General features: G+C 63.6%; 11 protein-coding genes and 1 pseudogene. 6 read left to right on the top strand and 6 right to left on the bottom strand.

The window, feature by feature from the left end:
- The first annotated feature begins 271 nt into the window (after window positions 1-271).
- Window positions 272-1,690, top strand: coding sequence for an aminotransferase (locus FJW10_RS28970; protein WP_140902595.1), 1,419 nt, complete (start codon window positions 272-274; stop codon window positions 1,688-1,690).
- Window positions 1,691-1,733: 43 nt separating this feature from the next.
- Here the strand turns inward: FJW10_RS28970 and FJW10_RS28965 are convergent, their stop codons facing one another.
- The gene (locus FJW10_RS28965) at window positions 1,734-2,936 is read right to left on the bottom strand and encodes an aromatic ring-hydroxylating dioxygenase subunit alpha (protein ID WP_140835089.1); all 1,203 of its coding nucleotides are present in this window, start codon (window positions 2,934-2,936) and stop codon (window positions 1,734-1,736) included.
- Between the two features lie 476 nt (window positions 2,937-3,412).
- Between FJW10_RS28965 and FJW10_RS28960 the strand changes: the two genes are divergently transcribed.
- On the top strand, window positions 3,413-3,823 hold the full coding sequence (locus FJW10_RS28960; RefSeq protein WP_140902594.1) for a hypothetical protein: 411 nt from the start codon (window positions 3,413-3,415) through the stop codon (window positions 3,821-3,823).
- Between the two features lie 347 nt (window positions 3,824-4,170).
- Here FJW10_RS28960 and FJW10_RS28955 read toward each other — a convergent pair whose 3' ends face one another.
- On the bottom strand, window positions 4,171-6,279 hold the full coding sequence (locus FJW10_RS28955; RefSeq protein ID WP_181177706.1) for an ATP-binding protein: 2,109 nt from the start codon (window positions 6,277-6,279) through the stop codon (window positions 4,171-4,173).
- A gap of 152 nt (window positions 6,280-6,431) precedes the next feature.
- Window positions 6,432-7,160, bottom strand: coding sequence for a response regulator transcription factor (locus FJW10_RS28950; protein ID WP_246674402.1), 729 nt, complete (start codon window positions 7,158-7,160; stop codon window positions 6,432-6,434).
- Window positions 7,161-7,254: 94 nt separating this feature from the next.
- On the opposite strand from FJW10_RS28950, the gene FJW10_RS28945 reads away from it, so the two are divergent.
- Window positions 7,255-7,956, top strand: a complete 702-nt coding sequence (locus tag FJW10_RS28945; protein WP_140902593.1) for a response regulator transcription factor — start codon at window positions 7,255-7,257, stop codon at window positions 7,954-7,956.
- 71 nt (window positions 7,957-8,027) lie between these two features.
- On the opposite strand, the gene FJW10_RS30615 is transcribed toward FJW10_RS28945, so the two are convergent.
- Window positions 8,028-8,192: a hypothetical protein gene (locus FJW10_RS30615; RefSeq protein ID WP_181177704.1), complete on the bottom strand. Its 165-nt coding sequence runs from the start codon at window positions 8,190-8,192 to the stop codon at window positions 8,028-8,030.
- 692 nt (window positions 8,193-8,884) lie between these two features.
- On the opposite strand from FJW10_RS30615, the gene FJW10_RS28935 reads away from it, so the two are divergent.
- Window positions 8,885-9,340: a L,D-transpeptidase gene (locus FJW10_RS28935; protein ID WP_140835093.1), complete on the top strand. Its 456-nt coding sequence runs from the start codon at window positions 8,885-8,887 to the stop codon at window positions 9,338-9,340.
- Between the two features lie 148 nt (window positions 9,341-9,488).
- Here FJW10_RS28935 and FJW10_RS28930 read toward each other — a convergent pair whose 3' ends face one another.
- A complete protein-coding gene (locus FJW10_RS28930; RefSeq protein ID WP_140835094.1) occupies window positions 9,489-12,572 on the bottom strand; it encodes an efflux RND transporter permease subunit in 3,084 nt (1,027 codons plus the stop codon).
- Complete coding sequence (locus FJW10_RS28925; RefSeq protein WP_246674401.1) at window positions 12,569-13,894, bottom strand: efflux RND transporter periplasmic adaptor subunit; 1,326 nt, start codon at window positions 13,892-13,894, stop codon at window positions 12,569-12,571. Before FJW10_RS28925 ends, FJW10_RS28930 begins: the two co-directional genes overlap by 4 nt.
- Before the next feature lie 146 nt (window positions 13,895-14,040).
- Here FJW10_RS28925 and FJW10_RS28920 point away from each other — a divergent pair, with 146 nt between their 5' ends.
- Entirely contained in the window at window positions 14,041-14,574 is a 534-nt protein-coding gene (locus FJW10_RS28920) for a TetR family transcriptional regulator (RefSeq protein WP_140902592.1), read from the top strand.
- A 111-nt stretch (window positions 14,575-14,685) separates the two neighbouring features.
- Window positions 14,686-14,995: pseudogene (locus FJW10_RS28915) on the top strand (inorganic phosphate transporter); the annotation flags it as partial.

Raw genomic sequence — 14,995 nt, 5'->3', positions numbered from 1 at the left:
TCGGTAGCTGGCTCGGACTGTCCCGCCATGCGGCCTTCCCATTCGTGGCGCCGGCCGCCTGTTCCCGATTTATGCTCGGAGCGCGATCGCTCCTGGCTTGCCGGCTTTCTTTCATCATGAGCGCATCCGCCGATTGAAATCAAGCGCTATTTCTGCGATATTGATTGAACGGATATTCAAAATGAAGTGATGAAAAGCCGAATTTCCATGGTTTTCCACGCCCGTTTGATATCCGACGAAAATCTGACAACTCTGGCAATGCGAGGCGAAAATGGCGGCTCAAAGCAAGATCAAGGCAGGCGAACTCATCGAGCCCGGCGATGGCGATGCGGTCGAGCTCGCCAAGCGCCACCTCGTGCAGCCTTGGCCTTATGCCGGCTCGGTCGGCAACGAAGCCCGCGCGCTGATCGGCGAGGGTGACGGCATCTACATCACCGACGGCTCCGGCAAGCGCCTGATCGACGGCCCGGCCGGCATGTGGTGCATCAATGTCGGCCATCGCCGCGAGGAACTGGCCAAGGTCATGTACGACCAAGCGATGGCGCTCTCCTACAACACGCCATGGTACACGATGAACGCGCCCTCGGCCGAGCTTGCCCGGCGCATCGCCGATGCGGCGCCTGGCGACCTCAGCCACGCCTTCTTCACCACCGGCGGCTCGTCGGCGGTGGAGACGGCGCTGCGCTTCATGCAGTTCTACAACAATGTGCGCGGACGACCGGAGAAGAAGCTCATCCTCAGCCGCGGCGGCGCCTATCACGGCTCGACCTATCTGTCGGCCTCGCTCAACGGCCGCCCGCGCGACCGCGACTGGATGGACGGCGCCGACGAGCTGGTGGTCAAGCTGTCCTCGCCCGATCCGTTCCGGCGCCCGAAAGGCATGGGCGTTGCCGCCTTCACCGATTTCCTGGTCGACCAGTTCCGCGACACCGTCGCGCGTGTCGGCGCCGACCGGATCGGCGCCTTTGTCGGCGAACCGGTGCAGGCTTCCGGAGGCGTCATCGTGCCGCCGGACGGTTATCTCAAGCGCATCCGCGAGATTTGTCGCGACAACGATATCCTCTATGTCTCGGACGAGGTGGTGACCGGCTTCGGGCGGCTCGGCCATGTCTTTGCCTCCGGCGATATGTTCGGCATCGAGCCGGACATGATCACCTTCGCCAAGGGCGTCACATCGGGCTATTTCCCGCTAGGCGGCGTCATCATCTCCGAGCGGCTGCTGGAAGAGCTGCGGCGCTCCAACCATCCCGACGCGTTGTTCGGCCATGGCCTCACCTACACCAGCCATCCGATCGGCTGCGCGGTGGCGCTGAAGAATCTCGACCTGCTGGAAGAGGGCGTGCTTGCCCATACGCGCGAGATCGCGCCCTATTTCCAGGCGCGGCTGAAGACGCTGGAAGAATTGCCGCTGGTCGGAGAGGTGCGCGGCATGGGGATGATGGCTTGCGTCGAATGCGTCGCCGACCGCGAAAGCAAGGATCCGCTGCAGCTCGACAAGGATGTGGGAAAACGCATTGATGCGCATTGCCACGAGCTTGGCCTCCTGGTGCGGCCGCTGATCAACATGTGCGTGATGTCGCCGCCGCTGATCATCAGCCGCGAGCAGGTCGACGACATGGTGGCGATTTTGCGCGAAGGGATTTCGCGGACGATGGACGATTTGCGGAAAGAGGGCGCGTGGCGGGGGTGACCTTATCTTCCTTCTCCCCGTGGAACGGGGAGAAGGAAGAGCCTCATCCCCTCGACCGCAGCGCGTCGTTCAGCCCCCACATGTCCTTTTCCTCGGGCGCGGTTTCCAGGCCGAGAACCGGGACCTGCTTGCGCAGATGGTCGTGGTGGGTGCGCACGCCATATTCGAGGTCGGAGAGATAGAAGCCCTCGAAGGCTTCCGACAGCATGGATTCGTTCGACCACACGGAAAGCTGCACGTCCTCGTTCATCGTGTCGCGGTCGATGCGATAGGCGAGGTAGCGCGCGGCCGCCTGTTCCCTGCTCTCGTCCTTGTAGCGGTAGACCGCGCCGCGCAGCAGCGTCTCGCCGGTCGACAGCGGGAACTCCTGATAGAACTGGACGGATTCCGGCATGATCGACAGCGCGTTGTTGGGGAAGATGCCGTAATAGATCCAGGCCTTGCGCAGATGTTCCGGCAGATGCGTGGCCTCGGGCGCGAGCTTGATGTACTCGCGCACGCTCCAGCGCCGGCCGGCATGCGGATTGTAGGTGGCGAAGGACCGCGACACGCCGTTGATGAAGGGTTCGTCGACATAGGTCGCGCCATAGAGGTCCTGCAGCGCGGGATGGGCCATGGCGACGTGATAACCTTCATTGTCGACGTCGCGCACCGACTTCCAGTTGACCGGCGATTTCTGGGTCCATATGCCCCAGGACGGCACCATGTCGGCGATATTGTAATGCGCCATCTCGGCTTCGATCGGCTTCAGCAGCTCGGCCACCGAAGGCTGCGGACCGCCTGAACGGAGGCGGATGAAGATGAAGCCCATCCAGATTTCGAGGTCGAGCGGCATCAGGCCGAACTCGGTCTTGTCGAGCTCGGGGAAGGAGCGCGGACGGGCGGCGCCCCGCAGCGTGCCGTCGAGATTGTAGACCCAGCCGTGGAACGGGCACACCAGGGCGTTCTTGCAGGTGCCCTGGCTGTCGGCGACGACGCGGCTGCCGCGGTGGCGGCACATATTGTTGAAGGCGCGCACGACGCCGTCGTTGCCGCGCACGATCAGCGCGCGCTCGCCGACGACGTCCATGGTCAGGTAGTCACCAGCGTTGGGCACGTCGCAGACATGGCCGGCGATCTGCCAGTGATTGCGGAAGACATATTCCTTCTCGAGCTCGAGAAGGGCGTTGGAATGGTAACTCCACCCCGGCAAACCCCGCCGGTCCCAATCATTGGGGATCGCCACGTCACGGAGGTGCGGGTTCATGGGCATGCTCTTCTTTTTGTTGAATACTCATTCAATATAAGCATATTTTTCATTGAAATGCAATGGCTTGCGGAAATATGGAAATTTCATGGCGGCAAGTCTGACCTCGCCTAAGCCGGAAAAATACCGGAAAATCCGGGTGTTAATCGAGGAAGCGGAACGGCAATTCAGAAGGCGGATGCCCGTCTCGGAGAAGGCCTGTTTCGACGGGTCACGGGCGTGCGGCAGACAGCGGCGACGCGCTCGATTCAGGTATTGCTGTGTGAGGCTGCTTACAGTCGGCCGCGCGCGACAGGCGCATATCTGCGTCGACCGCTTGAATGGTCGGTCGAACGGTTGCCGCAGGTTGGGAATGCTGGCGCGTCCGTGCCTGTTTCAATCCTGTTACACAGGCAGCCACCGCCGATCATCCGGCTGTTACTTGGTGCGATTATGTTCGTTTCATAGCAAAAAGAAAGATAACGAAGGGAACAACGATGTTTGCGAAAGCCCGCGTCGCCGACGCCAATCGCCGCCTTGATGTGCCGGAACGCAATGACCGCCGGCCGAAGCTTGCGCTGCGCCAGCGCGCCAGCGACCATCCGATGGCGATGTTAATGCTGATCGGCGCCTGCGCCCTTGTCGCCATGCTGGCGGCACCCGCCTCAGGTCCGGCTTTCGCCTCGATCAATCCGCCAGTCAATGTCATCGAGCGCGCCCAGACCACGCTCAAGACCGCCCGCCTGCCGGAACCTTTGATCGACTTTGCCTGCAAGGGCCAGAATTGGGGCGCCGAGAGCGTCGACTGCCTGCGCGCCATCGCCGAGCAGTCCGGCCAGCACAGGGAACGCGCGGTGCGCATGATCGCCAACGCCGCGCCGCTCACCAACACGCCGAACGTCTTTTAAGACCCCCTGAGCGCACCCTCCTGCGCTCGAGTCAGGCTCCCGCCGCATCGTCGGTCGGGAGCCTCTTTTTTCGGGTCTATTGATATTCAGGTGGGACCGGCCTGCAAATAGCGGGCTTCTGCGCTTCCGGTGCTCACGTACTGCAAGTACGCTCCATTCCGGACTTCGCCGACCGAAGCCCTCATAAGTGTCTCCGCTCTATGAAGGCTAGGGCCGGCATAGGCCGGTTCTCGGTAGCCATCATTTTCGGCTCGGCCTGACCTGAATCTCAACAGACCTTGTGTCGGCGCGAGGGCAACACTCGGCCACACCTTTGCGATCTTGTTCTTGCCCTCGGACCGGTCGGTTCAAATGTGGGCGCCGTTGTCGGCTGCGGCGGCGACCTCGTCGGCGATGGTTGAGAGGATGCCGCGGACGTCGAGCGTCGAGAAAGGCTTCTCTAGGATCTGCGGGCGCTGCAGCGGCGGCAGCGCTTCGATCTCCGCCTTGGCGCCGATCATGTCGCCGGTCACGAGCACGAAGCGCTTGGCCAGCGCGGGCCGCTGGGAAAGCAGTTCGCGGTAGATCGCCATGCCGCTGGTACCCGGCATGCGCAGATCGGAAAAGACGATGTCGGGCGGCATATGGCCGTCCAGCACGTCGGCGGCGGACGTCCAACTTGCCACGACGCGTGACTTCAGGCCCATCAGCTCCAATATATCTGAAAGCGAACCGGCGACGTCGGGTTCGTCGTCGATGATCAAGGCATGGCGCAGTCCGCTCGAGCGTACGGCACTCTCGCCTGCCTTCGCCGCCTCACCGGCGATCGCCGGCAGATGGACGACGAAGCGCGCGCCGTGCGGCTCGACTTCCTCGAACCAGATGTTGCCGTTGTGGCGTTCGACGATCGATTTCGAGATCGACAGGCCGATGCCGGTGCCGACGCCGACCGGCTTGGTGGTGAAATAGGATTCGAAGATGCGCGAGCGGATCGCCTCAGGAATGCCGGGGCCGTTGTCCTCGACGGAGAAGCCCGGATTGCCGCGCTCGCCGCGGAAAGTCCGCACCTTGATGCACCGTTCCCCCTCGACGCCGGCCAGCGCATGCTGGCTATTGATCAAGAAGTTCGCGGCAACCTGGGTGACATGGTCGGCATCCGCCATGGCTAGCAGTGGCCCACCGGCGAAATCGGTGTCGATGATGATGCCGCTGGAGCGCGCGCCATAGGCGGTGACCTCGAGCGCCGAGCGCACCACCTGGTTGAGATCCGTCTCGGCTTGCTCGGTCGGGTGCAGCCGCACCATCGACAGGAAGCTCTTGACGATGCGGCCGCATCGCTCGGCGGCGGCGCGCACCTTCTCGGCGCGCACCTTGGTCTGCGGGTCGCCGGCGAATTCATGCAGCAGCGTCGACTGCGCCACCACCACCGCCAGCGGGTTGTTGAGCTCATGCGAGACGCCGGCAAGCAGCGAGCCCATCGCCGCCATCTTCTCGTTCTGGTGCAGCTTCTCGCGCTGGCGGTTGATCTCCTCCTCGGCCTGCAGCTTTTCGCGCAGGTCGCGGATCGAGCCGAAGATCAGGCGGCGATCGGCAACGCGCATCTCGGTCGCCGTCAGCTCGATCGGGAAAATCTCGCCCGCGGCGTTCTGCGTGACGGTCTCCAGCCGCTGGCCGACCATCGGCGCGCCGCGGCCGGCCATGTATTCGGCGCCGGAAGCATAGCCTTTGCGGTAGTATACCGGAACGATGGTATCGAGCAGGTCCTTGCCGAGGATCGCGCTGCGCTGGAAGCCGAACATCTTCTCGGCGGCCGGATTGAACTCGATGATCGAACCCGTCTCGTCGATGACGATGATGGCGTCGAGCGAGGCTTGCAGCATTGTGCGGCGGATCACCTCGCTGGCATGCGCCTCGGACGGCGAGCGCTCGATGGCGTCGCCGATGGCCAAGGCGATGATGTGCAGCGTCGCCTCTTCCTCATCCGTCCATTCGCGCTCGGCGATGCAATCGTTGATGGCCAGCGTGCCCCAAAGGTGGCCATGCGCGAAAACAGAGACGGACAGGAACGACTTGATGCTCTGCTTCTCGAAGTCGGCCCGCAGGAAGCCGTCGAGGTCGCGCGTGTAGCCGGAGAAGATCTTGCCTTGCCGCTCGTCTTCCTGCAGCCGCTCCAGCAAGGAATCCGAGTTGATGATCGACTGCACGATCACGGTGGGCGAGGCCAGCTCGCCGCCGAAATCCGGGTCGATCCAATAGGCGGCGACGGACTGGGCAAAGCCTTGGCCCGGCAATTCACGCAGGCGGAAGAGGATGCCGCGATGACAGTCCATCTTACGGCACATCGTCCCCAATATGTCGTCCATCTCGCGCTGCCAGTCGCCTGCCTCGCGCAGGCGGCGCACGACGTGGACGGCCGCCATCGCGGCGCCGCCCGGACGCGAGCCATGCATATCGGTGCGTGCTGCATCAGCAGTCATGGTCATTCCAGGCCCGGACGTCGGTCGTTCAGAGCCCTCTCCGTTGCTCGGAAACGGCGAACCGCACTATCGCTTTGTTTTGACGCAATTCCGGACGGAAGGCTATGGCCAAGGCGCCGAGCCGGCCGTTTCACGCCATTCCCGGAATTGCTCTAATTGGCGTCGCCGCTCGGCAGCGAGAAGATATAGCCTTCGCCGCGCACCGTGCGCAGGAATTTCGGATTGGCGGGATCGGCCTCGATCTTCTTTCGCAACCGCATGATGCGGATGTCGACCGCGCGCGAGGATTCCGGATCCTCAACGAAGCCGATCGCTTCCGAAATCGCCGCCCGCGTCAGGAGCCGGTTGGCGCGGGTGAGGAAAACCTCGAGCACATCGAACTCGCTCTTGGCCATCTCGATGACCGCGCCATTGGCGCCGATGACCAGACGGCCGTCGAAATCGGCCTGGAAGCCGCCGAAATTCATGAAGCGGCGATTGCCGGTTTCGGCCTTTGCCGCCTGCGGCTCGGCGGGCCGCGGCACGCGGCGCAAAACGCTGCGCACCCGCGCCAGCACCTCGCGCAATTCGTACGGCTTGACGATGTAATCGTCGGCGCCGAGCTCCAGCCCGACGATGCGGTCGAGCGCGGTGCCGGCGGCCGTGGCGTAGATGATGCCGATCTGCGTCTTCGAGCGCAGCCAGCGGCCGAGCGACAGCCCGTCCTCGCCAGGCATGGCGATGTCGAGGATGGCGAGGTGGAAGGACTGCGCCTCGAACAGCGCGCGCGCCACGGCCGCATTGTCGGCCGTGACGACGTCATAGCCGCTGGCGCCGAGATATTCGGCTACAGCCTCCCTCAGATCCGGTTCGTCCTCGACGACGATGATGCGTGCCTTCACGACGCGCTCGCTCCCGCTTTCAGCGGAAAGTAGATTGGGTATAAACATGATGTCCAGCACTCATCTCGGGTTGTCTGTGGCGGGGGTGGAGAAAATGGCAGCACGATCCGTCATTGCGCTTGTGTCCGTTGCCGAGGTGGTGGCCAAAGATCTCGCCGATCATCTCGACCGGCGCGGGCACGATGTGCGCCAGGCGCGCCAACCCTGGGAGGCGGAGACGCTGCTTTCGGCCGGCGGCATCGATGTCGTGATCGTCGGCGACGACGTCACCCAGGCCGAGGGCCGCGAACTGCTCAGGCGTTACGGCGGCCAAGGCGGGGGTGGCGAGGGCGGCCCCGACTTCATCCTGATCTGCCGGCCGCGCGACCTTGTCGACAAGGTGCTGGCACTCGAGCTGGGTGCTGCCGACGTCATCGAAAGCCCGCTCAACGTGCGCGAGCTTGCCGCGCGTATCGGTGGCCTGCTGGCCAGGCGCGGCAGGGCAGGCGGCGAACTGATCGTGCTGGAAAACGCCACCGTCGATCTGCGGTCGGCCATGGTGATGCATCGCTCGGGCTCGGAGGATCAGCTTTCTCCGGGGCAGGTGGCGCTGCTCAGGCTGTTTCTGGCGAGCCCGCGCAAGGTGCTGACGCGCGACGACATCATTGCCGCGGCGCCGGCCGAGAATGCCGACGCATTCGACCGTTCGATCGACTCGCGCATCGTGCGGCTGCGCCGCAAGCTCGACACCGAGACCATCACCACCATCAGGGGCGCCGGCTATCGTTTCGATCCGCCGGTCCGACGCAACGGGTAAGCTCCGATCGGCGAGGCGTTTGAGCATCGGCTTTCCCAAGCGGTGGTCATTCTGGGTCCGACGCCCGGCGCTCAGCGCACCACGATGACAGAGGGGCCGGACGGAAGGTCGGCGCTGGCGGTTATCTCGCCCTTGGCGCGCTCCTTGAGCAACACCGTCGCCAGCGCGGCGAAGCCGAGCAGACCCTGCGCGTAAAGCAGCGCGTAAAGCACAGAAGCGGCAAATTTCGTCTTCATCTTCAAACCCAAATCTCGAAATCGTCGGTGCTTCAGGAAACTCCCGAAGCGCCCGCGCCGCTGACGGAGCCCCCCGCTGCGGCGCGGGCCTTCGGTCCTCTCGGCAGCAAGTCGCCGGAGGGGCCGCGTGTCCTCATCAGCCGAAGGCCAACCCACCAGAGGGCCTTCAGCCGGTGGACGCGCAGGCTGGAGACAATCCAGACCGTGGCGATGAACAGAGCCATGTGCAGCGTCGAAACCTCGCCGGACGTCATCGCCGCCAGCGTCGTCGCTGGGTTGCCGAGCCGGCGGCGCCGAGCACGATCGCCGCGACACTGATCCTGAGAAGCCAGGAGCGGAGTTTTCGTTTGCAGATGTCTGTTCCCGTTGCGTCAAATCTGACGCCGGCCTGTATCCACATCATGCCGCCAGAGATGCACTTTGTTGCAAATCGGTTTCGAAATTGGCCGCCCTGCTTTCACATAAGGATGAAAAGCGCTTTCGTTTGCGTTGCAACATACGATTTGGTTGCAAGGTGAAGCGAGCCTGCTGCTTGCGACGGACTCAATTCCGGCACCTTCTCTGTTAACTTCGAGAAACAAATTCGAAACAAAAACGAGCATCAAGCGAAATTGACCTGAAACAGGCGTCTTCGATAAGGCGGTCCATCGAAATTGAAGCCGGACACAACGGCAAAAAACAGAGGGATCGTCATGCACACTGCCATTTCCGCCAAGCTCATCAATGTCACCGCCGCCGCGCTCACCGGCGCGGCGCTGCTCTTCGGCGCCGGCAATGCCGCGCATGCCAACCAGATCGTCGCCAAGGTCTCGCTGTCGCAGCAGATCATGGAAGTCACGGTCGATGGCCGCCCGACCTACACCTGGAAGGTATCGACCGGTGACAGGAGCCACATCACGCCGATCGGCTCGTTCAAGCCGACCCGCATGCATGAGATGTGGTATTCGAAGAAGTACGACAACGCGCCGATGCCGCATTCGGTCTTCTTCAGCGGCGGCTACGCCGTTCACGCCACCTATGCCATCAGCCGTCTTGGCCGTCCTGCCTCGCATGGCTGCGTGCGGCTGCATCCGGATGCGGCGGCCGACTTCTATCAGCTCGTCGAGGCCTTCGGCCCCGGCAACACCAGCATCGTCATCGTCAAGTAACGGACCGGGGTCAAGTAACGGACCGGGTCAAGTGACGGGCTGGGTAAAGTAGCAGGCGGGTTGCCGCCTTCGGGATAGCGCCGAAGCCGTGGGGCGACCGCCAAAAAAAGAGGCCGGAATTTCCGGCCTCTTTTGTTTACGGCTCGCTTCAGCTCGGCAGCGCCGGCATCAGCTTCGGATCGGGCTTCTCGGCGAGATGCGGCAGGTCCCTGCTGGCGATGAAGGTGTAGAACATCGGCACGACGAAGAGCGTGAACATGGTGCCGACCAGGATGCCGGTGAAGATGACCAGGCCCATCGAATAGCGCGCGGCCGCACCGGCGCCGCTGGAGACGATCAGCGGCACAACGCCGAGCGCCATGGCGGCCGTGGTCATCAGGATCGGCCGCAGGCGCACCTTGGCCGAAGCGATGATGGCGTCGCGGCGCCGCATGCCATGCATTTCACGCTGCTGGTTGGCGAATTCCACCAGCAGAATGCCGTGCTTGGTGATCAGGCCGATCAGCGTGATCAGGCCGACCTGGGTGTAGATGTTGAGCGTTCCCAGGCCGATGTTGAGCGGCACGATCGCGCCGAAGATCGACAGCGGCACCGCCATCATGATGATCAGCGGGTCGCGGAAGCTCTCGAACTGGGCCGCCAGCACCAGGTAGATCACGATCACGGCCGCCGCGAAGGCGATCAGGATGGTGTTGCCCTGTTCCTTCTCCTGCCGCGACTGGCCGGAATAGTCGACGAAGAAGGTGTCGGGCAGGGTCTCCTTTGCGAGGTCCTCCAGCACTTTCAGGCCGTCGCCGGTGGTCACGCCGGGCAGAGGCAAGGCCGAGATCGTCGAGGAGTTCAGCTGGTTGAACTGCTCGATGGCCGCCGGCGAGGCGTTGGTCGAGATCTTCACGACCGCCGACAGCGGCACCATCTTGCCGTCGACGCTGCGGACGAAATATTGGCCGAGCTTCTCGGGGTTGTCGCGGAATTCCTGCGGCACCTGGGGGATGATGTCGTAGCTGTTGGAATCCCGGTCGAACTGCGCCACCTCGGCGCCGCCGACAAGTAGCGTCAGAGTGTTGCCGATATCGGCAATCGGCAGATTCAACGCCGCCGCGCGCTCGCGGTCGATGGTGACGGTGACCTGCGGCGCATCGTAAGCCATCGAGTTCTGCACGACGATGAAGCGGCCCGAGGCCTGCGCCTTGTTCTTGATCTTCTCTGCCTGCTCGAAGACTTCCGACGGGTCGCCGGTGGAGCGCACGACCATGGAAATCGGCAAGCCGCCGCCGGAACCGGGCAGCGTCGGCGGCGCGAAGACGAAGGCCTCGACGCCGGCGACCTTGGAGATGCGTCCCTGGATATCAGCCTGAAGCGCCTTCGAATTGCGCTTGCGTTCCGCCCAGTCCTTGAAGGCGAAGCCGACAAAGGCGCTGTTGGTGGCGCCGCCAAAGGCAACGGCCGAGAACTGCGCCCTGGTCTCGGGAATGTCCTTCACCAGGCCGAGGATCTGGTTGACGTAGGTCTCGGTGTAATCCGACGTCGCGTAGCGTGGCGCGGTCACGATCGAGAGCAGGAAGCCCTGATCTTCTTCCGGCGCGAGTTCGGTCGAGGTCTTGGTGAACATGAAGCCGGTAAGGGCGACCAACGCGACGACGATGATCAGCGTTACCGGGCGGTTCCTGAGCGAGGCGGTGACAGCCCGTTCATAGAGGTGTTCGACGCGTGTGAACGTGCCGTCGACGATACGCTGGAAGCGGCCGTGCTGGCCGGCCTTCAGCAGACGTGCCGACATCATCGGGGTGATGGTGATGGCGATAAGGCCGGACAAGACCACCGAGCCGGCGAGCGTCACCGCAAATTCGCGGAACAACGCGCCGGTCAGGCCACCGGTGAAGGCGAGCGGCGCGAACACGGCGGCCAGGGTCATGGTCATCGCCACGATTGCGGTCGCGATCTCGCGCATGCCGTTGAATGCCGCCTGCATCGGCGACATGTGGTCCTCCTCCATGTGACGGTGGATGTTTTCCACCACCACGATGGCGTCGTCCACGACAAGGCCGATCGCCAGCACCATGGCCAGCAGGGATAGAAGGTTGATCGAGTAGCCGACCGCAAACAAGATGAAGCAGACGCCGATCAGCGACAGCGGGATGGTGACGATCGGCATCATAACCGAGCGGAACGAACCCAGGAACAGAAGGATGACCACGATGACGATGGCGACCGCCTCGCCGATGGTCTTGAACACTTCCTCGATCGAAGCGCTGATCTGGCCGGTGGCGTCGTAGACGATCTCGATCGTCATGCCTTTCGGCAGCGTATCCTGGATCTGAGGCACGAGCTTGGTCAGCGCCGCCGCCGTCGTCAGCGGGTTGGCTGCGGGCGTCGGGAAGATGGCCAGGAAGGTTCCCGGCTTGCCGTTGAAGCTCACCCTGGTGTCGGTGTTCTCCGCGCCGAGCTCGACCCGCGCGACATCGCGCAGGCGCACAACCTGGCCATCCGTCGACCGGATCGGGAGCTGGGCGAAGGCCTCGGGCGTCTGCAGGGTCGAATGCACGGTGATCGAGGAGACCACATATTCGTTCTGGGTGTTGCCCGGCGCCGACAGGAAGTTCGAGTTGTTGATCGCCGTCAGCACGTCCACGGCCGTGACGCCCCGGGCGGCGAGCCGGATCGGGTCGATCCAGATGCGCATGGAATATTCCTGGGCGCCGAAGATCTGGACGTCGGCGACGCCTTCCACGGTCGAGATGCGAGGCCGGATGACGCGCTCGATATATTCGGTGAGCTGCTCCTTCGTCATGTTCGGGTTCTGCATCGAGATGTACATCATCGCGAACTGCTGCCCGGTGCCCTTGACGATCACCGGGTCCTTGGAGGCGTCCGGCAGGGTGCCGCGCACGCCCTGGACCTTGGACAGCACCTCGGCGAGCGCGACGTCCGGGTTGGAGCCGAGCTTCATCTGCACGGTGACCGTGCTAGAGGACGGACGGCTGGACGAGGTCACGTAGTCGATGTTTTCGGTCGAGGCGACGGCGCGCGCTATCGGGGCCGAAATGAAGCCCTGGATCAGGTCGGCGCTGGCGCCAGGATAAGCCGTGGTGATGGTGATCGCGGTCTCGTCGACCTTCGGATACTGGCGGATCGACAGCCCGAAGATGCCCTGGAAGCCCAGAAGCAGGATCATGCAGGCCAGCACCGTCGAGAGCACCGGCCGGCGAATGAAGAGGTCGGAGAAGCTCATTGCTGAACCTGCTTGTTCGCCGATTTGCTGGGATCGATGGTGTTGTCGACGGCAACCGACATGCCATTGAAGAGGCGGTTCTGGCCGGCCGTGACAACCTGGTCGCCGTCCTTGAGGCCCTCGGTGATCTCGACCATGCCGTTGTTACGGCGGCCGAGCTTGACGAACACCTGCGAGATGGTGAGCGCAGGCTGCTGCGCGGCCTCGGCCGGCTTGGCGGCGTCGGCTGGTTTGGCGGCGTCGCCGGACGCCTTGTCGGCCGGCTTCGCGTCCGCCGGCTTTGCCGCGTTGTCGGCGGGCTTGGTGGCGTCAGCCTGCGGCTTGGCGGCATCGCCGGCCGCCTTATCGGCGCCGGCCTTCTGCTCGTCCGGCTTCGCCGGCGCGGCAGCGGCACCCCCGGCGGGCTTTGCCGGCTCGACCACGAAGACATAATCGCCATAGAGGCTGGTCGTCACCGCCGTCTGCGGCACGGAGATGACGTTGTTTTCCTGCGGCAGCTCGACGCGGATCTGGACGAACTGGCCAGGCGTCAGCTTGCCTTCCGGATTGGCGACCTCGCCGCGAATCGAAACCAGCCGGCTTGCCGGATCGATCTTGGGATCGATTCCGCGAATGGAGCCGGCAAAGGTCATGTCGGCGAGGCTGCCGCCGAGCTTGACGGTCTGGCCGATCTTGAGCAGCGGCAGCTGCTGCTCGGGAACCGTGAAGTCGACCCGCATCGTGTCGAGGTCCTGGATCGTCACGACGGAGTTGCCGGGGGCCAGGTACTGTCCGACGTCGATCTTCGGGATGCCGACCGTGCCTCCGAAGGGCGCCGACAACTGCTTCTGGTCGAGTACGGCCTGCATCTTGTTGACTTGTGCAGCCGAGGCGTCCCCCGCGGCGCGCGCGGCGTCGAGCGTCGCGTCCGTGCCGACGCCGCGGCGCTGCAATTCGATCGCGCGGGTCAGCGCCGCCTGATCCGAGGCGGCCTGCGCCTTCTGCGCCACCAGATCCGCTTTCTCGACCGCGTCGTCCAGCTGCAAGAGCACCGCGTCGGCGGCAACCTTCTGGTTGGCGTGGAAGAGGATGTCCTTGACGATGCCGCTGGTCTCGACGGTAAGGTCGACGCCGCGCACGGCATTGACGGTGCCGATCGCCTCGATGCCGGGGGTCCACTCCGAGGGCTTGACGGTCACTGTCGAAACCGTTGCGGCCGGCGGCTTCATGGTGGCGAAATACTGCTTGATGCCGGCGTCGCGCATGAAGTTGAAGCCAACGATGCCGACGCATACCAAGGCGAGCAGCAGCAAGAATCCGGCGATGATGAAAAAGCGCTTCACGGATGGTCCCCTCGAGCCGGCAACCGGCAAATCAATCGATGTCGGGACACATATCGACGAAAGGTCCCGATTTCAAATGGCGCGCCTTACTGTACCGGCTGGACGGTCTTGTCAATTCCGCCTAGGCTAATGTAGGGGGAGGCGTGATGAGAGTACCCAGGGCGAACTCACGCGAAAAGATACTTGCCGCCGCCGCCAACGTGGCGCGCGAGGCAGGCCCGGGAAGCCTGTCGCTCGAGGCAGTCGCCAGCCGCGCCGGCGTGTCGAAGGGCGGCCTGCTCTACAATTTCCCGACCAAGGCCAAGCTGATGCAGGGACTGGTCGAAAGCTATCTCAGCGATTTCCAGAGCGCGCTCGAAGCACGCGCCGCAGAGGCCGGCGACGAAAGCGTGCTCTCGGCCTATATCAAGTTGTCGGCCGACGACTGCGAGCGGCCGAAACCCTCGGCATCCTGGATGTTCTCGGCGATCGCCGAAGATCCCGATTTTCTGACGCCGATCAAGGCCTTCAAGCACCAGCTGTTCGAACGGCTGAAGGGAGAGACGGACGACCTCGGCCCGCTGCTGGTCTGCTTTCTCGCCATCGAGGGGATGCGCAGCATGAATCTGTTTGATTCAGACGTGCTGTCCGAAGACGAGCGCAAGCTGCTGGTGTCCTCGCTCCTGAAGATAGCCGGATAGGTCGCCAAACGGTTTGGTGGTGACCAAACGGTTAAGAGCGTCACACCAGCTTCATCCTGGCGACATAGCGTCCTCCCCGGTTCTTTGCTGCAATGCAAACGGAGTGGGACAATGGTGGACGTAGTTTCCAGTGAGGCGGGGATCCCGAGACCGGATCATCCCCTAGAACAATCGGGCGGTGCCAAATGGTTCCTGCCGGCTTTCGGCGTGCTGGTGCTCGTCGGCATCGTCTATGTCGGCTATGCGCTCAGCCAGGATCTGGCTATCGCCAAGACGGTGCCCTGGATCCTGCTCGGCATCGCCCTTCTGATTGCGCTGGGCTTCGAGTTCGTCAATGGCTTCCACGACACCGCCAACGCGGTCGCCACCGTTATCTACAGCCGGTCTCTGACTGCCGAATTCGCCGTTCTGTGGTCGGGGG

It is taken from the genome of Mesorhizobium sp. B4-1-1 (assembly GCF_006439375.1).
Classification (GTDB): Bacteria; Pseudomonadota; Alphaproteobacteria; order Rhizobiales; family Rhizobiaceae; genus Mesorhizobium.
The sequence above is the reverse complement of the archived record's forward strand: the minus strand, read 5'-3'. Positions and strand labels throughout refer to the sequence as shown.

Excerpts from the sequence above, each read along its gene's own strand:
- FJW10_RS28970 (WP_140902595.1), top strand. The coding sequence starts at position 272 with ATGGCGGCTCAAAGCAAGATCAAGGCAGGCGAACTCATCGAGCCCGGC.
- FJW10_RS28965 (WP_140835089.1), bottom strand. The coding sequence starts at position 2,936 with ATGAACCCGCACCTCCGTGACGTGGCGATCCCCAATGATTGGGACCGG.
- FJW10_RS28960 (WP_140902594.1), top strand. The coding sequence starts at position 3,413 with ATGTTTGCGAAAGCCCGCGTCGCCGACGCCAATCGCCGCCTTGATGTG.
- FJW10_RS28955 (WP_181177706.1), bottom strand. The coding sequence starts at position 6,279 with ATGACTGCTGATGCAGCACGCACCGATATGCATGGCTCGCGTCCGGGC.
- FJW10_RS28945 (WP_140902593.1), top strand. The coding sequence starts at position 7,255 with ATGGCAGCACGATCCGTCATTGCGCTTGTGTCCGTTGCCGAGGTGGTG.
- FJW10_RS30615 (WP_181177704.1), bottom strand. The coding sequence starts at position 8,192 with ATGAAGACGAAATTTGCCGCTTCTGTGCTTTACGCGCTGCTTTACGCG.
- FJW10_RS28935 (WP_140835093.1), top strand. The coding sequence starts at position 8,885 with ATGCACACTGCCATTTCCGCCAAGCTCATCAATGTCACCGCCGCCGCG.
- FJW10_RS28930 (WP_140835094.1), bottom strand. The coding sequence starts at position 12,572 with ATGAGCTTCTCCGACCTCTTCATTCGCCGGCCGGTGCTCTCGACGGTG.
- FJW10_RS28920 (WP_140902592.1), top strand. The coding sequence starts at position 14,041 with ATGAGAGTACCCAGGGCGAACTCACGCGAAAAGATACTTGCCGCCGCC.